Consider the following 19,721-nt stretch of genomic DNA (forward strand, 5'->3'; position numbering starts at 1 on the left):
CAACCGGTTCGGCCAACCCACCATGTGCGGCATCGTCGGGTACGTCGGCAGCAAGCCGGTGGTTCCCGTCCTGATCGACGCGTTGCGCCGGCTCGAGTACCGCGGCTACGACTCCGCCGGCATCGCGCTCGTTCGTGGCGGCGGCATCGAAGTGCGCCGCAGCGCCGGCAAGCTGGCGCGGCTCGAGGAAGCGATCACGCGCGAGCCGGTCGACGGCGACTACGGTGTCGGCCACACCCGCTGGGCCACCCACGGACGCCCCACCGAGGAGAATGCCCACCCTCACCGCGACTGCACCGGCAAGCTGGTGGTGGTCCACAACGGGATCATCGAGAACCACCTCGAGCTGAAGCGCGAACTCGAGGCGGCAGGGCACAGGTTCGCGACGGAGACCGATACCGAGGTGGTCGCCCACCTCGTGGAGAGCGAACTGCGCGGAGACGGAATCGACCGGGCCGTCCGCCGGGCGCTCGCCAGACTGCGCGGCCTCTTCGGCATGGTGCTCGTGCATGCCGACGACCCCAACAAGATCGTCGCCGTGCGGCACGGCCCGCCGATCGTCGTCGGCATTGGCGAGGACGAGTTTCTGATCGCCTCCGACGTCACCGCCATCCTGAATCACACGCGCGACGTCGTCTTCCTGGGCGACGAAGAGATGGCGGTCGTGACGCACGGCGGTGTCGAGTTCACCGATTTCGCCGGCGCCGCCGTGTCAAAGGCGACGCAGCGGATCCACTGGGACCCGGTGATGGCCGAGAAGTCGGGGCACAAGCACTTCATGCTGAAGGAGATCCTCGAGCAGCCGATGACTCTGCAGGAGACAGTGGTCGGCCGCGTCTCCGAGGAGCAGGGGCGTGTCTTCCTCGGCGAGCTGGGGATTCCGGACGCGGTCCTCCGCGGGATCGATCACGTCGTGCTACTTGCCTGCGGCACGTCGTGGCATGCGGGGCTGGTCGGCAAGTTCCTGATCGAGCAGCTCGCACGAATCCGCGTCGAGGTGGACTACGGCTCGGAGTACCGCTATCGCGGGCCGATCGCCGGGGAGCGGACGCTTGCGGTGGTGATTACGCAGTCGGGTGAGACCGCCGATACGCTGGCGGCGCTGCGCGCGGCGAAGACGGCAGGCGCGAACAGCATCGCCATCTGCAACGTCGTCGGCAGCATGGCGGCTCGAGAGGCAGACGGCGCGGTGTACACGCACGCCGGTCCGGAGATCGGCGTTGCGTCGACGAAGGCGTTCAGCGCGCAACTGATCGCGCTCAATCTGCTGGCGCTGCACCTGGCCCAGGCGCGCGGCACGATCGACGCCGAGACCGAGCGGGCACATGTGGACGCGCTCGCGCGCGTGCCGGCCCTCGTCGGCGATGCGCTTCTGGCGAACGACGCGATCGAGGCTATCGCGAAGCGGTTCTACCGGCGGACCGATTTCCTGTACATCGGCCGCGGCATCAACTACCCGATTGCGCTCGAGGGCGCGCTGAAACTGAAGGAGATCTCCTACATCCATGCCGAGGGCTACCCGGCGGGTGAGATGAAGCACGGTCCGATCGCGCTGATCGACGAGCACCTGCCAGTCGTGGCGCTGATCCCGCAGGACCGCGTCTTCGAGAAGATGCAGGCGAACGTGCAGGAGGCAAAGACCCGGGGCGCCGCGGTCATCGCGGTGAGCGATGCGCCGCAAGAGGCGTTCCGCGACATCCTCGACCCCGCGCGCGACGCGTTCATCCAGGTACCGGCGACGCATCCCCTGCTGATGCCGATCCCGATGGCGGTACCGCTGCAGTTGCTCGCCTACCACATCGGCGTCCTGCGCGGGTGCGATGTGGATCAGCCGCGCAACCTCGCGAAGAGCGTGACGGTGGAGTAGCCGCGCTGGACTTCCTCGATCAGCTCAACCCGGAGCAGCGGACCGCCGTCCTGCATCGGGACGGGCCGCTGCTAATCCTGGCCGGCGCCGGATCCGGCAAGACGCGGGTGATCTGCTACCGGCTCGCCCACCTGATCGGCAACGGCTACGTAACGCCGGAGGAGGTGCTGGCCGTCACGTTCACCAACAAGGCGGCCGACGAGATGCGCGAGCGCGTCGAGGCGCTGCTCGCCTCCGAAGCGCCCCGGCTCTGGGTATCGACCTTTCACAGCTTCTGTGCTCGCGTGCTGCGGCGCCACGGACCGCGCATCAAGCTGTCGCGCGACTTCGTCATCTACGACACCGTCGATCAGCTCAACGTCATCCGCCAGGCGATGGAGGAGCTGCGTCTCGATCCCAAGGTGACCCCGGGCCGCTCGCTTCTGGCCCGGATCAGCCACGCCAAGAACCAGCTGGCGAGCGCGGCGGACGTCCGCCGCGACGCAGCCAGCTTCGCCGACGAACAACTGGCTGACGTGTTCGAGCTCTACACGCGGACGCTCGTAGCCAACCAAGCCCTGGACTTCGACGATCTGCTGCTCCGGACGGTGACGCTCTTCGACGAATCGGAGGATGCCCGCATCCACTACGCACGTCGATTCCGGCAGGTGATGATCGACGAGTACCAGGACACGAACCGGCCACAGTACCTGCTCGTGCGCCACCTTGCGGCCGAGCACCGGAACCTCTGCGTCGTCGGCGACCCCGATCAGTCCATCTACGCTTGGCGCGGCGCCGACATCCGGAACATCCTCGACTTCGAGGCGGACTTTCCCGACGCCACCGTCGTCCTGCTGGAACGGAACTACCGCTCAACGCAGGTGATCCTCGACGCCGCAACCGGCGTCATCAGCCGGAACCGAGAGCGCAAGGACAAGCGCCTGATCGCGCACCTGGCCGGAGGCGACCGAGTCGTTTACCACCAGGCGGGGGATGAACTCGAGGAAGCGGACTTCATCCTGCGGCGGTTGCGCGACGCGCTCGGCGCCGACGCCGACCGTGCCGCGGTTCTGTACCGGACCCACGCGCAATCCCGGGCGCTTGAGGACGTCTTGATCCGCGACGGGCTTCCGTACCGGATGGTCGGCGGCGTCCGCTTCTACGAACGGAAGGAAGTGAAGGACGCGCTCGCCTACCTGAAGCTGATCCTCAACCCGGACGACGACGTCAGTCTGCGGCGGATCCTCAACGTCCCGGCCCGCGGTATAGGCCCGGGCGTTCTGGAGCGGCTGGAGGCGGTTGCCCCGGCCCCCGCTGTCGCGGCGCCGCTGTTCGACGGACCCCTGGATGACGACGCTGGCGGTAGCGGCGGATCGCCGCACTCGCTCTGGGCGCGGATTGGCCGCGCCGTCGACGGCGACCACCTCCCGAAGCGCGCGCATCGGGTGCTCGCGTCGTTCCGGACACTCATCCTGTCGCTAAAGGAGGTGCTGGCGTGCGGCGCCTCGGCCTCCGAGACCGTGTCGCGGACGCTCGAGGACAGCGGCTACCTCCAGGCGCTGCGCGACGCGCGGAACGAGGAATCGGAGGCCCGGCTGGAGAATCTCAAGGAACTGGTGTCGGCCGCCGCCGATTACGAGATGCGTGAAGTCGACCCCAGCCTGTCGGGCTTCGTCGACCGCCTGTCGCTGCTTTCCGAAGCCGACGAGGAGGAGGGCGCGCCGAACGCGCGAGTCTGGTTGATGTCCCTGCACGCGGCCAAGGGACTGGAGTTCCCCCTCGTGGTGATCGCCGGACTCGAGGATGGACTGCTTCCGCACATGCGATCCGTCGAGAGCGACGATGACGCGGCGATCGAGGAGGAACGCCGTCTCTGTTACGTCGGCATGACCCGGGCCCAGTCCTACCTGATCCTCACCAGCGCCGCCCGGCGCCGCGTGTTCGGCGAGTATCAGTCGACGGAGCCGTCGCGATTCCTGACCGAGATACCGCAGGAACTGGTCGATGTGGTCGAACCGGCATTCACCGCCCGGCCCTACCGCGGGGGCCGCCGCAACGGCTGGTCGCCGCGCCGGTACCCGTTGCGCCGGCCAGCTGCGGCGCACCGCGACGAGGACGCGGCCGCGCCGCCGTGGGATGACGCGGACGAGGACCAGTCAGCCGGTGGGATCTCGCGCGGAGCGCGCGTGCGGCATCCGACGTTCGGCCGCGGCGAAGTGATTCAGGTAGAGCCGGTGGATGGCGACCTCAAGCTCACCGTCCGCTTCGCAACGGTCGGACGGAAGAAACTGCTGGCGCGCTACGCCAACCTGAAGCGACAGCCGTGATCGGCCGCTCAGGACAGCTTGGCCGCCCGATCAACAACCTGGTCCGCTGACGATCGCCAGAGCACCCTACTACGGAAAGCCGGGCCGCTACTCGATGTTGGTGATGATCCAGCGGCCGTCAATCAGGCCCTCGCCGTCCTGCAGCTCCACCTTCTGCATGGTGAAGACCATCGTCCGCTCCGAATCGGATCCGTCGAGCGATATGTTGGCGGTCACCGTGACGTCCTTGGTCAGAAGGTCGCCGGTGTAGTCGACCACGTTGATCGGGTTCGAAGGGTCATACGTACTCGCCGAGGCGATTCGGCTTTCCTCGTTCAACTCGTTCTGCGCGTCCGAGACCTTGCGGGCGAACTCACGCTCGTCGTCCACCCACTGCGTCCAGACATCGCGCACCTCTTCGTCGCTGCTGGCGATGTCTTCTCCCTCACGCTGAGCTTCGATGACGCGCGCGATCGTCTCCTCGTTCTCGTCCTGGTACAGCTTCTTCTCGGCTCGGAAGTCGGTCTCTGCCGCCTGCACCTCCGTCAACGCCTCCTGCAGTTCCTGCAGCCGGAGCGGACGGCGGTCGACCTCCGAGACCGCATCCACGCTCGGGCTTGACGCGATGCCGTCCTCATCCGGACTGAAGAACACCATCGACATGTTGCCCAAGGTGGTCCGGTCCTGGTATCGAGACGCCTGGAAGAAGCCGCGGACGATGGTCAACTCCTCGCCGCCGCCTCCGCACGCGGCCAGCAACCCTCCGCCGGCCAGCAGGGCCATGGTAACGATGAGTGTGTGCGTGATGAAACGAGACATCTCCTGCCTCCTTGGATCTTTGCGGCAGCGCCGTCCAGCGCCGCCGCGGTGTTCTAACCGCTGCCGCCGTCGGGCTCTCCCGGTTTCTCCAGTTCCACCTCCGCCGCGCCGCCGTCGGATCGCGAGGCGTCGCCGGCTTCCACCGGCTCATCGACCTCGACCGTCTCGACGCCGGCCCGATTGACGAACTTGGCGATCGACACGACGCGATCCTCGGCGTCAATGCCGATCAGCCGAACGCCCTGAGTCGCCCGCCCGATCAGCCGGGCGTCCTCGGCACGCATCCGAAGCACTTTGCCCTGCTGTGTGATCAGCAGAACCGCGTCCTCCGGACCGTCCACGAAAGCCACGCCGACGACCGGGCCGTTACGGCCAGCCGTACGGATCCCAATGATACCGACTCCCGCACGAGATTGCACCCGATATTCGTCAAGTGCGGTTCGCTTGCCGTAGCCGTTCTCGGTGACGGTAAGGACGGTGCCGCGCGCGTGGACCAACGCCATCGCCACTACTTCGTCGTCGTCCCGAAGCTTGATTGCCCGCACGCCGACCGCGACACGGCCCATCGGCCGCAGATCGTCCTGCGCGAAACGAATCGCCATGCCGTTGCGCGTGCCGATGAAAATCTGTCCTTGTCCATCGGTCAGCTCGGCGCCGACGATCGCGTCGTCCTCGGCGACCAGCATCGCGATTACGCCTGCCGGGCGCGCGTGGCGAAACGCGCTCAGATCGATCCGCTTGGCAACGCCGCGGCGCGTCCCCATGACGACGAAGCGCTCGCCCGGTTCCGTCGGGAAATCCCGGAGCGTCTCGAGCGCCGCGACCCGTTCCCCTTCGGCGAGTGGGACGAGGTTGGCAATCGACTTGCCCCGGCCGTCCCGGCCCACCTCCGGGATCCGATGGACCTTGAGCGGGTAGACCCGGCCGCGGTCGGAGAAGATCATCAGGTACGCGTGCGTCGAGGCGACGAAGAGGTGGGTCAGGAAGTCCTCGTCGCGCATGCGCATTCCGATGCTGCCCTTGCCGCCCCGGCGCTGGCTCCGGTACTCGGTCACCGCGGTGCGCTTGACGTAGCCGGTGTTGCTCACCGTGATGACGACATCCTCGTCGACGATCAGGTCCTCGATGGTGAACTCGCCGTCGATGTCCTCGGCGATCTCGGTGCGGCGATCGTCCCCATACTCGTCCTGAATCTTGCGGAGTTCACCGACCACGAGATCGAGAAGCAGGGCTTCGTCCTGGAGGATTGCGCGCAGTTGCTCGACCTTCTCCCGCAGCTCCGCCAGCTCGTCCTGGATCTTCTGCCGCTCCAGACCGGTCAGTCGCTGGAGTTGCATGTCGAGAATCGCCTGGGCCTGTGTTTCGCTGAGGTCGTACTGCGCCACCAGCGCCGCCTTCGCCTCGGGCGGACTCGCGGCGGCACGGATCAACGTGATAATCGCGTCGAGGTGATCGAGCGCGGTCCGGAGTCCTTCCAGGATGTGCGTGCGCGCCTCCGCCTTGCGGAGGTCATGCGCGGTCCGGCGGTGGACGACGTCGCGCCGGAAGTCGACGAACTCGTCGATCAGGTCGATTAACGCCAGCGTCCGAGGCCGCCCCCCGACAATCGCCACCGCGTTGATGCCGAACGTCGTCTGCAGCGGCGTGTGCTTGTAGAGATTGTTCAGCACTACCTCGGGCACTTCACCGCGGCGCAGCTCGATCACGATGCGCATCCCCGAGCGGTCGGATTCATCCCGCAGGTCGGATACGCCCTCGATCGTCTTGTTCTGGACCAGATCGGCGATCTTCTCGAGCAGGCGCGACTTGTTCACCTGATAGGGGATCTCGGTGACGATGATCGCGTCCTTGTCTTTCTTGCGCCCCGCCGCTTCTACGCTGGTGCGCGCCCGGACGACGACCGATCCGCGACCGGTCAGGTAGCCGTGGCGGATGCCGGCCCGGCCGATGATGATGCCGCCGGTCGGAAAGTCAGGACCGGGAATGCGATGCAGGAGTTCCTGCTCGCGCGTCTCGCGCGACGCCTCGGGATGCTGCGCCGCCCAGATGATTCCGTCGACTACCTCACGCAGATTGTGCGGCGGTATTTTGGTTGCCATCCCGACCGCGATCCCGTCGGAGCCGTTCACGAGCAGGTTCGGGAAGGGCGCCGGCAGAACTGTCGGCTCCTCGGTCGTCTCGTCGTAGTTCGGGACGAAGTCGACCGTGTCGCGGTCGATGTCCGCCATCAGGTCGTCGGAGAGGGGCTTGAGCCGGGCCTCCGTATACCGCATCGCGGCCGGGGGATCGCCGTCGACTGAACCAAAGTTCCCCTGCTTGTCGACCAGGGGGTAGCGCATGTTGAAGGGCTGCGCGAGGCGGACCAGCGTGTCGTAGATGCTGCTGTCGCCGTGGGGATGGAAGTTCCCCATCACCTCGCCGACGATCTTCGCGCACTTGCGGTAGGCGCGGCTCGACGTGAGCCCCATCGTCCGCATGCCGTAGATGACGCGGCGGTGGGCCGGCTTGAGTCCGTCCCGCACGTCGGGGAGAGCCCGGCCGATGATCACGCTCATGGCGTAATCCATGTACGACCGGCGCATTTCGTCCTCGATGGTGACCGGGACGTTGATCCGTTTCGGCTGGTCGAGGTCGGACATCGGACTGCTAGACGTCGAGGTTCCGGACGTCCAGCGCGTGATCCTGGATGAACTTCTTGCGCGGCTCTACGTGCTCGCCCATGAGGGTGGTGAACATCTGATCCGCTTCCGCGTGATCTTCCGCGTGCACCTGCAGCAGGGTCCGGTGCTCCGGGTCCATGGTGGTGGCCCAGAGCTGCTCCGGGTTCATCTCGCCGAGGCCCTTGTAGCGGTTGATGGCGAGTCCCCGCTTACCGGCGGCAATGAAGTAGTCGATCAGCTCCTCGATGGATCCAACCCGGTGCTCGGGCTGCGGCTCCGACACGCCGGCGGCGCCTGCCGCCGCCGAGGCGTCCGCGGCGACGGATCCGTTGCCCGAGGCACGAGACGGGACGACCACCATCGTTCCGTGCAGATTGGCGATGTCGCGGTGGTGCGACAGCAGCGTCCGGTACTCCGGTCCCTCGATGAACTCCAGGCCGATCGTCGATGTTCGCGAGTAGCCGTTCGTCCGCTCCTCGATCACCAGCAGTCGGCCGCCATGTTCCTCGTCGGCCGTGACGCTGGTGCTCCGTGTCGGCGTCGCCAACGCCTCCGCGAGGTCGTCCACGCGCGCCGCGTCCGTGAAGAACGACCGGTCGCGCGCGCCATGCTGCAGGAGTCCGATCACCACGTCGCGGCTTGGCCCGAACCGCTCGACGACTCCCAGCAGCCGACGGAAGCCGATCAGACGTCGCAACGTCGCCTCGAGCCGCTGCCCGGAAAGCGACTCGCCGGAATCGTCGAGCCTGAGCGTCCGCGCCTCGCTCGCCCGCCTGATCAGGAAAGACTCCAGTTCGTGGTCGTCCTTGATGTAGTGCTCGGACTTGCCTCGTTTGGCGCGGTACAGCGGGGGTTGGGCGATGTAGACGTGCCCCGCCTCGATCAGCTCCCGCATCTGGCGGTAGAAGAACGTGAGCAGCAGGGTCCTGATGTGCGAGCCGTCCACATCCGCGTCGGTCATGATGACGATGCGGTGGTAGCGCAGCTTGGAGATGTCGAAGTCTTCGCTGCCGATGCCGCAGCCGAGCGCGGCGATCATCGTCTTGATCTCGTCGCTCCCGAGCATCTTGTCGAACCGCGCCTTCTCGACGTTCAGGATCTTGCCCTTGATCGGCAGCACGGCCTGGAATCGCCGGTCGCGGGCCTGTTTCGCCGATCCGCCGGCGGATTCCCCCTCGACGATGCAGATCTCGCTGCGCGCGGGGTCGCGCTCCTGGCAATCGGCAAGCTTGCCGGGAAGCGAGCCGCTGTCGAGCGCCCCTTTGCGACGGACGAGATCGCGCGCCTTTCGGGCCGCCTCGCGGGCCCGGGCCGCGTCTATGGCCTTGCTGACTACCCGCTTGGCGACCGCCGGGTTCTCTTCGAGGAACGCTCCCAGCTTGTCGTTGACGATGGCTTCGACGATGCCACGCACCTCGGTGTTCCCCAGCTTCGTCTTAGTCTGGCCCTCGAACTGCGGTTGCGGAATCTTCACGCTGATGACGACGACGAGGCCCTCGCGGATGTCATCGCCACTGATGCTGTCGCTCAGGTCCTTGGCGAGGTTGTTCCGGTTGGCATACGCATTGACGGTGCGGGTGAGTGCGCCGCGGAAACCGGAGAGATGCGTGCCGCCTTCACGGGTGTTGATGTTGTTGGCGAACGTGTAGAGCGCCTCGGCGTAGCCATCGTTCCACTGCATGGCGAGCTCGACGTTCACGCCGTCGCGCTCTCCCTGCATATAAATCGGCGCATCGTTCACCAGCGACTTGTTCTGGTTGAGGAACTCGACGAACGAACGGATGCCTCCGCCGTACTCGAACTGACGCCGCTTGCCGCTCCGCTCGTCGTTCAGCGTCACCTTGACGCCGGCGTTCAGGAACGCCAGTTCACGAAGCCGGTGCGCAAGCGTGTCGTAGCTGAATTCGATGGTCTCGAAGACCTCGGGATCCGGCTTGAACGTAATCTTGGTGCCACGGCGCTTCGTGGTGCCGGTCATCTCGATCGGCGCCCGCGGGCCGCCGCGGTCGTAGCCTTGGCGGTACACGTGGCCGTCGCGCCAGATTTCCAGGTCCAGCCACTCGGCCAGCGCGTTGACGACCGAGACGCCGACGCCATGCAGACCGCCCGACACCTTGTAGCTGTTGTTGTCGAACTTGCCGCCCGCGTGCAGCACCGTGAGTACCACCTCGGCCGCTGACGTGCCGCTCTCATGCCGATCGACGGGGATGCCGCGGCCGTTGTCGACGATCGTGATCGAGTTGTCGATGTGCACGGTGACGTCGATCGCGTCGCAATGGCCAGCCAGGGCTTCGTCGATCGAGTTATCCACGACCTCGTAGACGAGGTGGTGGAGGCCGTCCGGCCCCGTTGACCCGATGTACATTGCCGGCCGCTTCCGGACCGCTTCGAGGCCCTCCAGAACCTTGATCTGGTCAGCGCCGTAGGCCGCCGGATCGATCGGCGTCATCTGATCGGGCGACGGCCCGGCCAGCTCACGAGCGGCTGCGGAGTCTTCAGTGGCGGGGGGAACAGACATCAAACGCGCATCGGCATGATCACGTAGGTATAGTTTGACTCTTCGCCGGTCGGGTGCATGACCGCCTGGCTGGTCTCATCCTTCAACTCAAGGGTCACCGCCTCCGTTTCGACCACGCCGAGGAAATCGAGCACGTACTGTGCGTTGAAGCAGATCAGGAGATCGGGTCCGTCGTAATCGATCGGAATGATTTCGTTCGCCCTGCCATGCTCGGGGCTCTCGGCGCTCACTTCGGCCGACGGACCGTCGGGCGCGCCATCCGCCGCGTCTGCGCGCGCCTTCGCCGTAATCTGGAACTTCATCGCGTGCGACCGCTCGTTGGACAGCAAGGCGACCCGGCGGATCGCACTCGTCAGCCGGTCGCGGTCGATCTCGACTGTCTTGTCGTTACTCGTCGGAATGACACGCTCGTAGGTCGGGAACGTCGCGTCAATGTTCCGCGAGATCAGCAGGCGCCCGTCGACCTGAAAGAAGAGATGACTCTCCCCGATGCTGTACTGGAGGTCGCCATCGCCGTCCACCAGGAGCCGATTCACCTCGTTCAGGGTTTTCTTCGGGAGGATTGCACTCAACTCGCCAACCGCCGGCGCCTCGGCGTCGCGACTGGCGGCGGCCAACGCCAGGCGGTGTCCATCAGTCGCGATCAGGCTCATTGCCTCGTTCTTGACGACGAACAGGGCGCCGTTCAGATAGAAGCGCGTATCCTCGCCGGTTATCGCGAAAGACGTCTTGGACACCATGCCACGCAAAGCCGCCCGGTCGACCGGCACGGCGCCATCCTCAGCCACGTCGGGCAAGGTCGGAAAATCCTCGCGCGGCAGCGTCTGCAGCTTCGAGTGAAAGTTCTCCGCCTGAACACTGACCGTCCCCTTGGACTCCTCGCGGATCAGGATCTCGGTTTCTGGCAGGTTACGGACGATCTCGAACAGCTTCTTGGCCGGCACCGTCACCGAACCGGCCCGCCCGATAGATGCTTCGCAGCGCGTCCGGAGGGTCACGTCGAGGTCCGTCGCAAGCAGCTCGACGCTGTCGTCGCCATCCGTCTCCAGCAGGACGTTCGACAGGATCGGAATGGTGTTCTTGCGCTCGACGATGCCCTGGCATAGCTGCAGCTCGTGCAGAAGATGACTCTTGCGAACGCTCAGTTCCATGGAAATCCGTGACCTCGAGTGGAGAGCAAAATCCGACCGATCACTATCGTTTTGTGATCAGGAGAGATGTCTTTAAATATACAGGATCAGAAGGCCTGTGAAAAGTGTGAGATACCTTTTTAAACCTCCTTTTTTCAGTCACTTGGAGCGTGCAAGGGCTGTTGACGGGAGGGTGCGTGGGAAGGGCGGAGATGTGGAACGCGCGAGCGTCCACAAGATCGGAGGATCAGCAGCGCGCACGGGCTGTGGAAAGAGTTCGCCGGCGACCGGCCAATGCGCGGGATGACGCTACTTGAACGTCTCGGTGAAGCTGTGGAGGAGGTTGTGGAAAGCGTGATCCGTGCGGCGCCGTTCCGCGACCTTGTTGATCGAATGGAGCACCGTCGTGTGGTGTTTCCCACCGAACGCGTGTCCGATCTGCTTGAGTGACGCGTTGGTCAGGTGCTTGCTCAGGTACATCGCAATCTGGCGGGGCTCCGTTATGGCGCGGGAGTTGTTCTTGGCCTTGAGCTCGCCAGGTCGTAACGCGTAGTAGTTCGCCACGAACTTGAGCACCATATAGATCGTGATCGGCTGCTCGTCGGGCCTCAGAGTGCCGTGGAGGACATCCTGCGCCAGAGGGAGGGAGATCATCTCGCCCTTGAGCGACGCGTAGGCGATCAGCCGGATCAGCGATCCTTCAAGTTCCCGGACGTTGGACTTGATCCGGTTGGCGATGTACAGGGCGACATCGTCGGGCAGGGGCAGATGCTCCGCATCTGCTTTCTTCTTGAGGATTGCGATCTTCGTCTCAAGGTCAGGCGGCTGGATGTCGGCGATCAGTCCCCAGAGGAATCGCGACCGGAGCCGATCCTCGAGTGATGAAAGTTCCTGCGGCGGGCAGTCGCTGCTGATCACGATCTGCTTCTGCGATTCGTGCAGCGCGTTGAACGTGTGAAAGAACTCGTTCTGCGTGCCGTCCTTTCCCGCCATGAACTGAACGTCGTCCACCATGATGACGTCGACGGCGCGGTACCGCTCACGGAAGTCAAGCATGCGGTCGAACCGAACAGCGTTGATCATCTCGTTCATGAACCGCTCGGACGTCACGTAGGTGAGCTTCAGGTTGGGCGAGTTCCGCAGCAGCATGTGTCCCACCGCGTGCATGAGGTGGGTCTTGCCCAGGCCGACGCCGCCGTACAGGTAGAGCGGGTTATAGGCAAGAGAGGGCGCTTCGGCGACAGCTACCGCGGCAGCGTGGGCAAACTGATTCGACGGGCCGACGACGAAACTGTCGAACGTGTACCGGGGGTTGAGAGAGCTGGCCACCGATGCGGTCGCCGAGTCGTCGGACTGGTGGGCAGAGTCCGTCAGGGAAGACGGCGCACTGATATCCGTGTCGATCACGAAGGACACCATTACCCCAGGCCGTTCGACTTCAGCCGCCGCTTCGTCAATCACGGCGGCGTAGTGCTTGGTGAGCCAGGTGCGGAACTGCTCGTTTGGCACGCGAACCGTCAACCGGTCGCCAGTGTCTTTCAGCAGGATCGTCGGCTTGAACCACTGGTAGAAGACGTCCCGGGTGACCTTCGTTTCAATTCGGTCTACCAGGGCGTGCCAGGCGTCTTTGGCCATCAGGTGCGCGTCGTCGCAAACGACACGAGGCACATCTACAGCCGGAGCATTTTCCACACATTCTTCAACATGTGTGGAAAAATGACGCTGCCAGAGCCTGGGAACCCCGCGATTTGCGGTGGACGAAAAGTATCACACCATGGGGGCATCCGCAACCCGATTTGTTACAGGAATGTTCCCGCTTACTGGCGCGACCGGGGGTTGTCCGCGTTTGACAATGCGCCAGCGCGTTGACTAGCATGCCTGTTTCGCGTGCCGGAGTTCTAGTGCCATGAAAAGGACCTTTCAGCCGAACAATCGCCGTCGCCGCCGCACGCATGGGTTCCGCACCCGCATGAAGACGAGGCGCGGGCGGCAGGTGATCCGGAACCGCCGGCGGAAGGGCCGGAAGCGGCTGAGCGTATCGTCCTAAGTTGTTGTGTTCACTTAAGTTGTTTAGGTTCTCGACACCACGCGGGCTGTGGATCGGACGCTGACCTATCGTGAGCGAATACGTCGCCGTCCGGATTTTCTGATCGTTCAGCAGCGTGGCCGCCGAACGAGGGGCCGGTTCCTGACGGTGTTCAGTCGTGCGAACGGCCTCGATCGTAACCGGCTCGGTATCATCGCGACCCGGCGCCTCGGCGGAGCAGTGCGCAGGAACCGGGCCAAGCGATTGATGCGCGAGGTGTTCCGGCACTGCAAGGGCCAGGGCGGCCTGGACATCGTCGCCCTGCTGCGCCCGGGTTTTGACGAAGTCGCGTATTCCGAAATAGACGCGGACTACCGTGCCACTCTCGAACGGATCACCCGTCACCGTTCCTGATCGACCGGACGCCGCCCGCGTCCCGAGGCCGTCGCCCGCCGCGCGGCTGCTCCTGGTGGTGATCAGGGGGTATCAGCTTCTGTTGTCGCCCATGTTCGCCGGGTGCTGCAGGTTCGTTCCGTCGTGCTCGGCGTACGCGGCCGAGGCAGTAGCGCGCCATGGCGCGGTGCGGGGGAGCTGGCTTTCCCTGACCCGGCTCCTGCGCTGTCACCCATTGTGTCAGGGTGGTCTCGATCCAGTGCCGGACCCTGCCGGACCACCGCTCCCGCCGGGCACGCCGAACTCCTAGGTCCCTCCATAACGATGGAACGTCGAGTCCTGCTCGCTTTGGCACTGTCGATTCTGGTGCTGCTCGTGTACCAGAGCATCTTCGTTCCTCCGCAGCCGGCGCCCGACGTGGCCGCACCGCCGGGGACAGCGGCGCCGGCGGAACCGGCACCGTCAGCCGCCGCCACAGAAACGAACGTGGCGCCGCCGCCCGCGGCGCCCCTGCCGGCGTCGTCGGGCAACGGCGGTGACGTGCCGGCGGTTGCACCTCCCGACGTGGTGACTCCGGTCGTGGCCGACACCGCGGCCCGGGAGATCGCGGTTGAGGGCGAGTTCGTGGAGGCGGAGTTCGGCAACCGAGGCGCTGTGTTGGCGAGCTGGCGGATGCTGCGGCAGGTGGATCCGGAGACCGGCGCGCCGATAGACCTCGTGCCGGGCAGTCTGCCGGAGAGTGCGGAGGCGCCGTTCACGCTCCTGTTTGATGACCCCGCGCTGACCGCGCGTGCGCGCAACGCGCTCTTTAGGCCGAGTGCGGACGGTCTGGTACTCACGGGCGGTCCCGTGACGCTTGCGTTCGACTACGAAGACTCGGGCGGCCTCCGCATACGGAAGGAGTTCCGCTTCGATCCGTCAGAGAACGGCTACGTCGTCCGGTTTGGGGTCGACGCAACACTTGCGGGCGAACGGCTGGTGCCGGCCATCGCCTGGGGACCTGCCCTCGGCGGGATCGAATCATCAAGTTCCGGCATTGCGTACCTGAGCGGCCCGCGCGGCCTGGTCGTGGGCCGCGTGCTGGAGGGTGGGGCACTGACGGAGGAGGACGTCTGGCGCCAGGACGCGGGCGACATTGCGGAGCGCCCGATTTACGATGGCCAGTTCCGTTTCGCCGGCGTGGACAACCACTACTTCCTGGCCGCCGCCCTGACGGCGAACGGCGAAGCTGCGGTGGAGTATCGCAATGTGCCGCTGCCCGCCCTTGTGCCGGATGGACCGTCGCGCGAGCTGATCGCCTTCACGCTGCGAGTCCCGGAGGAGGCTCTCAACGATCTGCCTTTCTTCCTCGGGCCGAAGGCGTTCGACGTGCTGGAGGCGGCAAGCCCGGCCATGGTGCAGGCGGTCGACTTCGGCTGGCTCGGCTGGCTGGTAGTGCCGCTCCACCGGTCGCTCACCTGGATTCAAAGCTACGTCGGCAACTGGGGCTGGTCGATCATCGTGCTGACCGTCCTGGTGAACATCATCATCGTGCCGTTGCGCCACAAGAGCGTCGTCTCGATGCGCAAGATGCAGGAACTGCAGCCCGAGATGAAGGCGATTCAGGACCGCTACAAGCACCTGAAGGCCACCGATCCGGACAAGGCGAAGATGAATCAGGAGATCATGCAGTTGTACCGCGACCGGGGCGCGAATCCGGTTAGCGGCTGCCTCCCCATGCTGCTCACTTTCCCCGTCCTGTTTGCCTTTTTCAGTCTGCTGCGCGCGGCAGTGGAAATCCGGGGCGAGCCGTTCATCGGGTGGATCACGGACCTGACACAATACGATCCGTACTACATCACGCCGATCGTCATGGGCGCGTCGATGGTCTGGCAGCAGAAACTCACGCCCACGCAGGCCGAGCCGATGCAGCAGAAGATCATGATGCTCATGCCGGTCATCTTCACCTTCATGTTCCTGCGGATGCCGAGCGGCCTGGTGATCTACTGGCTGACCAGTAATGTCTTCGGGATCGGCCAGACGCTCGTGACCAACCGGATCATCGGCCCGCCGCCGGTTCACAAGGTGCGCCCCCCCGCGGAGCGACGCGTGAAGCAGGTGGGCAGCAGTGAAACGGGAGCAGGGACGCCGGCAAAGGAAGCGCCGGCGCCGTCACCGGAGACGCCGCCGGCGGCGGCAGCGCGGCGAGGATCGCGGCGGTCGAGGAGGAGACAGAAACGTGGCTGACGAACGCCATTCCCGGATGACGGAGTTCGTGCGGAAACTGGGCACGGCCATGGGGCTTGCCCTCGACGTGAATTCGGAACAGATCGACGATGGTACGCGGATCACCGTCGCGGGCAGCGGCTGCGACGTTTTCCTGCGGCAGAAGGGGGCCGGGCTCGACGCGCTGCAGCACGTGGTGAACGCCGCGTTCCGGCGGGACCATCCAGAAGGGCACATAGTCGTTGACTGCCTGGACTTCCGGAAGGGTCAGGACGAGGAATTGCGCCAGACGGCGCGCCTGCTGGCCCAGCGTGCGGTCGAAACCGGCGAGACCCAGGAGATAGGTCCGCTCAACCCGTACGCGCGGCGCATCGTGCATCTGGCGGTTGTGGACGTGTCTGGTGCGTCCTCCGAGAGCATAGGCGACGCTTTCGTCAAGACCATCCTGATCTCGGCGGACGACTGATTCGCAAACGGCCCCGCAGCGTGCGAGCGCGCTCCGGCGGGCGCGTTGGAAGTGTCGCTGGCGCGAAACTTCTGCGGCGCGGGCTCCGAGATGTTTGCCACCGACGACACGATTGTGGCGATCGCAACGCCGCCCGGCCCGGGTGGCATTGGCATCGTCCGGCTCAGCGGGGGCCGCGCGGCTGACATCGGAGGAGCGATCCTCGCGGGACCACCTCGTCTGGAACCGCGCCGCGCAACGCTGACCGAAGTAGTCGCGCCAGGAGATTCCCGGTCGATAGACCAGGTGCTGGCCACCTGGTTTCCAGGCCCCGCGTCCTATACCGGGGAAGACGTGATGGAAGTGAGCGCGCACGGCAGTCCCGTAGTGCTGCGCCAGATCGTCGCCGCGGCCATGGCGGCCGGCGCCCGGCTTGCGGAACCGGGGGAGTTTACGTTTCGCGCGTATTTGCACGGGCGCCTCGACCTGCCGCAGGCCGAAGCGGTGGGCGACCTGGTCGCGGCGGTAACGCCGCTGCAGGCGCGCGTCGCCTTCGACCAGCTGGAGGGGACGGTCACCGCGGCGGTCGCCGCGTTCGATCGCTCGCTGTTCGACCTGATGGCGCGGCTCGAGGCGTCGCTCGACTTTCCGGAGGAGGGTTATCACTTCGTCGACAAGGCGGCCGCAGGTGCGGAGGCGGAGGCGCTGGCGTCGCGGATCGATCAACTGCTGGACAGCGCCGCGCGCGGACGCCTGATACGCGAAGGCTGCCAGGTGGCGGTCCTCGGCCGGCCGAACGTGGGCAAGTCAACGCTGTTCAACCTGCTATGCGGCGCGCCGCGGGCGATCGTGACCGAAGTTGCGGGAACGACACGCGATCTGCTGACGGATACAGTTGATCTGCAGGGGATCGCGGTCACATTGGTGGATACCGCGGGGCTGCGCGAGTCCGAGGACGTTGTGGAGGCGGAAGGCGTTCGGCGGGCTCGCGGGACGCTCGGCGTCGCGACCGCGGTTGTCGTCGTCCTGGATGGGTCGCGCCGGCTTGAAGCGGAGGACCGGTCGTTGCTGGAGGAGACGTCAGGCCGGAAGCGCGTCATCGTGGTGAGCAAGCGTGATTGCCCGCCCGCCTGGGAGGTAGACGCGCTGGAAGCGCTGGCGCCCGCGACGCCGGTCGTGGAGGCGTGCCTGCTGCCGGAGGCGGCCGGCGCGAACGAAGCGCAGCGAGCGATCGCGACCGTACTGGCGCACGCGGTCGGGAGCGATGCCGCCGAGGCGGTCCACGACGCGCCGGCAGTCTCGAACATCCGGCACGTGCGGTCGCTGGAGACGGCGCGCGCGGCCCTCCGGCGTACCGCGGAAGCGGCGGCGCAGGGCGCGACGGAAGAGCTGTTGCTAGAGGATCTGCAGGAGGCCCGGCGCGCGCTGGAAGCAATCGCTGGCCGGCGGGCCCCGGACGCACTGATTGAGCGGATTTTCTCGTCGTTCTGCATCGGAAAATAGTACGTACGGGAACAACGGTGATGGGCAGGCGGAGACGCCGGTCGTTCGACGTAATCGTGGTCGGGGCGGGACACGCCGGGGTCGAGGCGGCCTGGTCGGCCGCGCGCCTGGGATGCCGGGTCGGTCTCTGCACGCTGTCCGAAGAGACAGTTGCGCACATGCCGTGCAATCCGGCGATCGGCGGCACGGCAAAAGGTCACCTTGTCCGGGAGATCGATGCGCTGGGCGGCCTGATGGGATTAGCGATCGACGCGACGGGCATTCAGTTCAAGCTCTTAAACCGAAGCCGTGGCGCCGCCGTCCGCTCGCCCCGGGCGCAGGCGGACAAGCGCGATTATGGCCGTTGGGTGTCCGCTGCCCTACGCCGCGAACCGCGGATAGAGTGGATCATCGGGCGGGCGGGTCGTCTCCTGATGGAGCGGGGTGGCATCACCGGCATAGAACTGGAACCTGGTGACGGCGGAACGCGCCTTGGGGCGCGGGCGGTCGTCGTCACCGCCGGCACGTTCCTCAACGGCCTGATACACATCGGCCCGGAGCAGCATCCGGCCGGACGCGCGGGAGAGCCGCCGTCGCATCACCTGGCGGAATCGCTCAAGGCCCTGGGCCTTCAGTGGGGGCGGCTAAAGACCGGCACGCCGCCGCGTCTGGAGCGGGAGAGTATCGACTTCGGCCGCTTCGATGAAGCGCGGGGCGATGATCCGCCGGTTCCCTTCTCTTTCCTGACGGACCGTATCGACCGGCCCCAGATTGTCTGCCATCTTCTCCATACGACAGGCGCCGTGCACGATCTGGTCCGGGCGCATATCGCGGAATCGCCCCTGTACAACGGTCAGATTACCGGTATCGGCCCTCGCTACTGCCCGTCGCTCGAGGATAAGGTGATGCGTTTCCCGGACCGTGAACGCCATCATGTCTTGCTGGAGCCGGAGGGACTCGCGAGCGACGAGATCTACGTGAACGGCTATTCGATGAGTCTGCCGGCTGCCGTCCAGGAACGGCTGGTCCATGCGCTGCCCGGCCTCGAACGGGCGGTAATGAAGCGCCCCGGGTATGCGGTGGAGTACGACTTCGTGCAGCCGACGGAGCTGTCCCGAACCTACGAGACGCGAGCAGTCGCGGGTCTCTTTCTGGCCGGCCAGGTCAACGGGACGTCAGGCTACGAAGAGGCAGCCGGGCAGGGGATTGTGGCTGGTGTCAATGCGGCGCGCCGCGTCAGAGAGGAGGCACCCTTCATTCTGCACCGGGACGAGGCGTATCTCGGCGTCCTGGCCGACGACCTGACGACGCGTGGTTGCCTGGAGCCGTACCGCATGTTCACGTCGCGGGCCGAGCATCGGTTACACCTGCGGGTGGACAATGCCGATTTGCGACTCACGGAGCGGGGTCGCGCGATCGGCCTGGTCGACGATGCGCGATGGCGCCGCTTCGAGGCGAGGCAAGGACGGTTCGATCGCAATATGGATGCCGTAACGCACACGCGCGTGACGTGCGCCGACGGAGCGCGCACGCCTGCCGCACAATGGTTGCGTCGACCCGACACCACGCTCGATCAACTCCGCACGACGGGAGCTGTGGTCCTGGAGGTGGCGCCGGGAGAGGAAGCGACAGACTGCTGGAGCGTCGAGACTGCCTGCAAGTACAGTGGCTATCTGGAGCGCCAGAAGGCGGCGGTTGCTCGCGCGCGACGCCTCGAAGCGCGACGGATTCCCGCCGGTATCACGTACGGGGCGATTTCAGGACTTTCCGCCGAGGTGGTGGAACGGCTAAGCGCCGTCAGGCCGGAGACAATCGGCCAGGCGTCGCGGATTCCAGGCGTGACGCCCGCCGCTGTCGAGCTCATCGCCTGCCGGCTGGACAGGTAGGCACG

Annotated in this window: 14 protein-coding genes; 9 read left to right on the forward strand and 5 right to left on the reverse strand. The window is 65.8% G+C overall.

Annotation, left to right across the window (positions count from 1 at the left end):
- Positions 1-22: 22 nt before the first annotated feature.
- Together glmS and F4Y45_02140 are read left to right on the forward strand one after the other, a co-directional pair.
- Complete coding sequence (gene glmS / locus F4Y45_02135; protein MXY23305.1) at positions 23-1,867, forward strand: glutamine--fructose-6-phosphate transaminase (isomerizing); 1,845 nt, start codon at positions 23-25, stop codon at positions 1,865-1,867.
- A gap of 5 nt (positions 1,868-1,872) precedes the next feature.
- A complete protein-coding gene (locus F4Y45_02140; protein MXY23306.1) occupies positions 1,873-4,173 on the forward strand; it encodes an AAA family ATPase in 2,301 nt (766 codons plus the stop codon).
- Positions 4,174-4,260: 87 nt separating this feature from the next.
- On the opposite strand, the gene F4Y45_02145 is transcribed toward F4Y45_02140, so the two are convergent.
- The 5 genes from F4Y45_02145 to dnaA form a co-directional block, all read right to left on the reverse strand.
- Positions 4,261-4,971 (reverse strand): hypothetical protein, encoded by a 711-nt coding sequence (locus tag F4Y45_02145; protein ID MXY23307.1) that lies wholly within the window; start codon positions 4,969-4,971, stop codon positions 4,261-4,263.
- Positions 4,972-5,024: 53 nt separating this feature from the next.
- Positions 5,025-7,610: a DNA gyrase subunit A gene (gene gyrA, locus F4Y45_02150; protein ID MXY23308.1), complete on the reverse strand. Its 2,586-nt coding sequence runs from the start codon at positions 7,608-7,610 to the stop codon at positions 5,025-5,027.
- Positions 7,611-7,617: 7 nt separating this feature from the next.
- The gene (gene gyrB / locus F4Y45_02155) at positions 7,618-10,080 is read right to left on the reverse strand and encodes a DNA topoisomerase (ATP-hydrolyzing) subunit B (GenBank protein ID MXY23309.1); all 2,463 of its coding nucleotides are present in this window, start codon (positions 10,078-10,080) and stop codon (positions 7,618-7,620) included.
- Between the two features lie 68 nt (positions 10,081-10,148).
- The gene (gene dnaN / locus F4Y45_02160) at positions 10,149-11,300 is read right to left on the reverse strand and encodes a DNA polymerase III subunit beta (GenBank protein ID MXY23310.1); all 1,152 of its coding nucleotides are present in this window, start codon (positions 11,298-11,300) and stop codon (positions 10,149-10,151) included.
- A gap of 288 nt (positions 11,301-11,588) precedes the next feature.
- Complete coding sequence (dnaA, locus tag F4Y45_02165) at positions 11,589-12,914, reverse strand: chromosomal replication initiator protein DnaA (protein ID MXY23311.1); 1,326 nt, start codon at positions 12,912-12,914, stop codon at positions 11,589-11,591.
- Between the two features lie 271 nt (positions 12,915-13,185).
- Here dnaA and F4Y45_02170 point away from each other — a divergent pair, with 271 nt between their 5' ends.
- Genes F4Y45_02170 through mnmG form a run of 7 tightly spaced genes read left to right on the forward strand, consistent with a single transcriptional unit; the run spans position 13,186 to position 19,716 of the window.
- Positions 13,186-13,326 (forward strand): 50S ribosomal protein L34, encoded by a 141-nt coding sequence (locus F4Y45_02170; protein ID MXY23312.1) that lies wholly within the window; start codon positions 13,186-13,188, stop codon positions 13,324-13,326.
- Positions 13,327-13,374: 48 nt separating this feature from the next.
- Positions 13,375-13,719 (forward strand): ribonuclease P protein component, encoded by a 345-nt coding sequence (rnpA, locus tag F4Y45_02175; protein ID MXY23313.1) that lies wholly within the window; start codon positions 13,375-13,377, stop codon positions 13,717-13,719.
- A complete protein-coding gene (yidD, locus tag F4Y45_02180) occupies positions 13,682-14,008 on the forward strand; it encodes a membrane protein insertion efficiency factor YidD (protein ID MXY23314.1) in 327 nt (108 codons plus the stop codon). The genes rnpA and yidD overlap by 38 nt, the downstream gene beginning before the upstream one ends.
- Before the next feature lie 14 nt (positions 14,009-14,022).
- Positions 14,023-15,924: a membrane protein insertase YidC gene (yidC, locus tag F4Y45_02185; protein ID MXY23315.1), complete on the forward strand. Its 1,902-nt coding sequence runs from the start codon at positions 14,023-14,025 to the stop codon at positions 15,922-15,924.
- Entirely contained in the window at positions 15,917-16,369 is a 453-nt protein-coding gene (locus F4Y45_02190) for a hypothetical protein (GenBank protein MXY23316.1), read from the forward strand. The genes yidC and F4Y45_02190 overlap by 8 nt, the downstream gene beginning before the upstream one ends.
- A 51-nt stretch (positions 16,370-16,420) precedes the next feature.
- Entirely contained in the window at positions 16,421-17,851 is a 1,431-nt protein-coding gene (gene mnmE, locus F4Y45_02195; protein MXY23317.1) for a tRNA uridine-5-carboxymethylaminomethyl(34) synthesis GTPase MnmE, read from the forward strand.
- A 20-nt stretch (positions 17,852-17,871) separates the two neighbouring features.
- Positions 17,872-19,716 (forward strand): tRNA uridine-5-carboxymethylaminomethyl(34) synthesis enzyme MnmG, encoded by a 1,845-nt coding sequence (gene mnmG, locus F4Y45_02200; protein MXY23318.1) that lies wholly within the window; start codon positions 17,872-17,874, stop codon positions 19,714-19,716.
- Positions 19,717-19,721: the final 5 nt, after the last annotated feature.

The sequence above is a fragment of the Acidobacteriota bacterium genome (assembly GCA_009838525.1).
In the GTDB taxonomy this organism is placed as follows: Bacteria; Acidobacteriota; Vicinamibacteria; order Vicinamibacterales; family UBA8438; genus VXRJ01.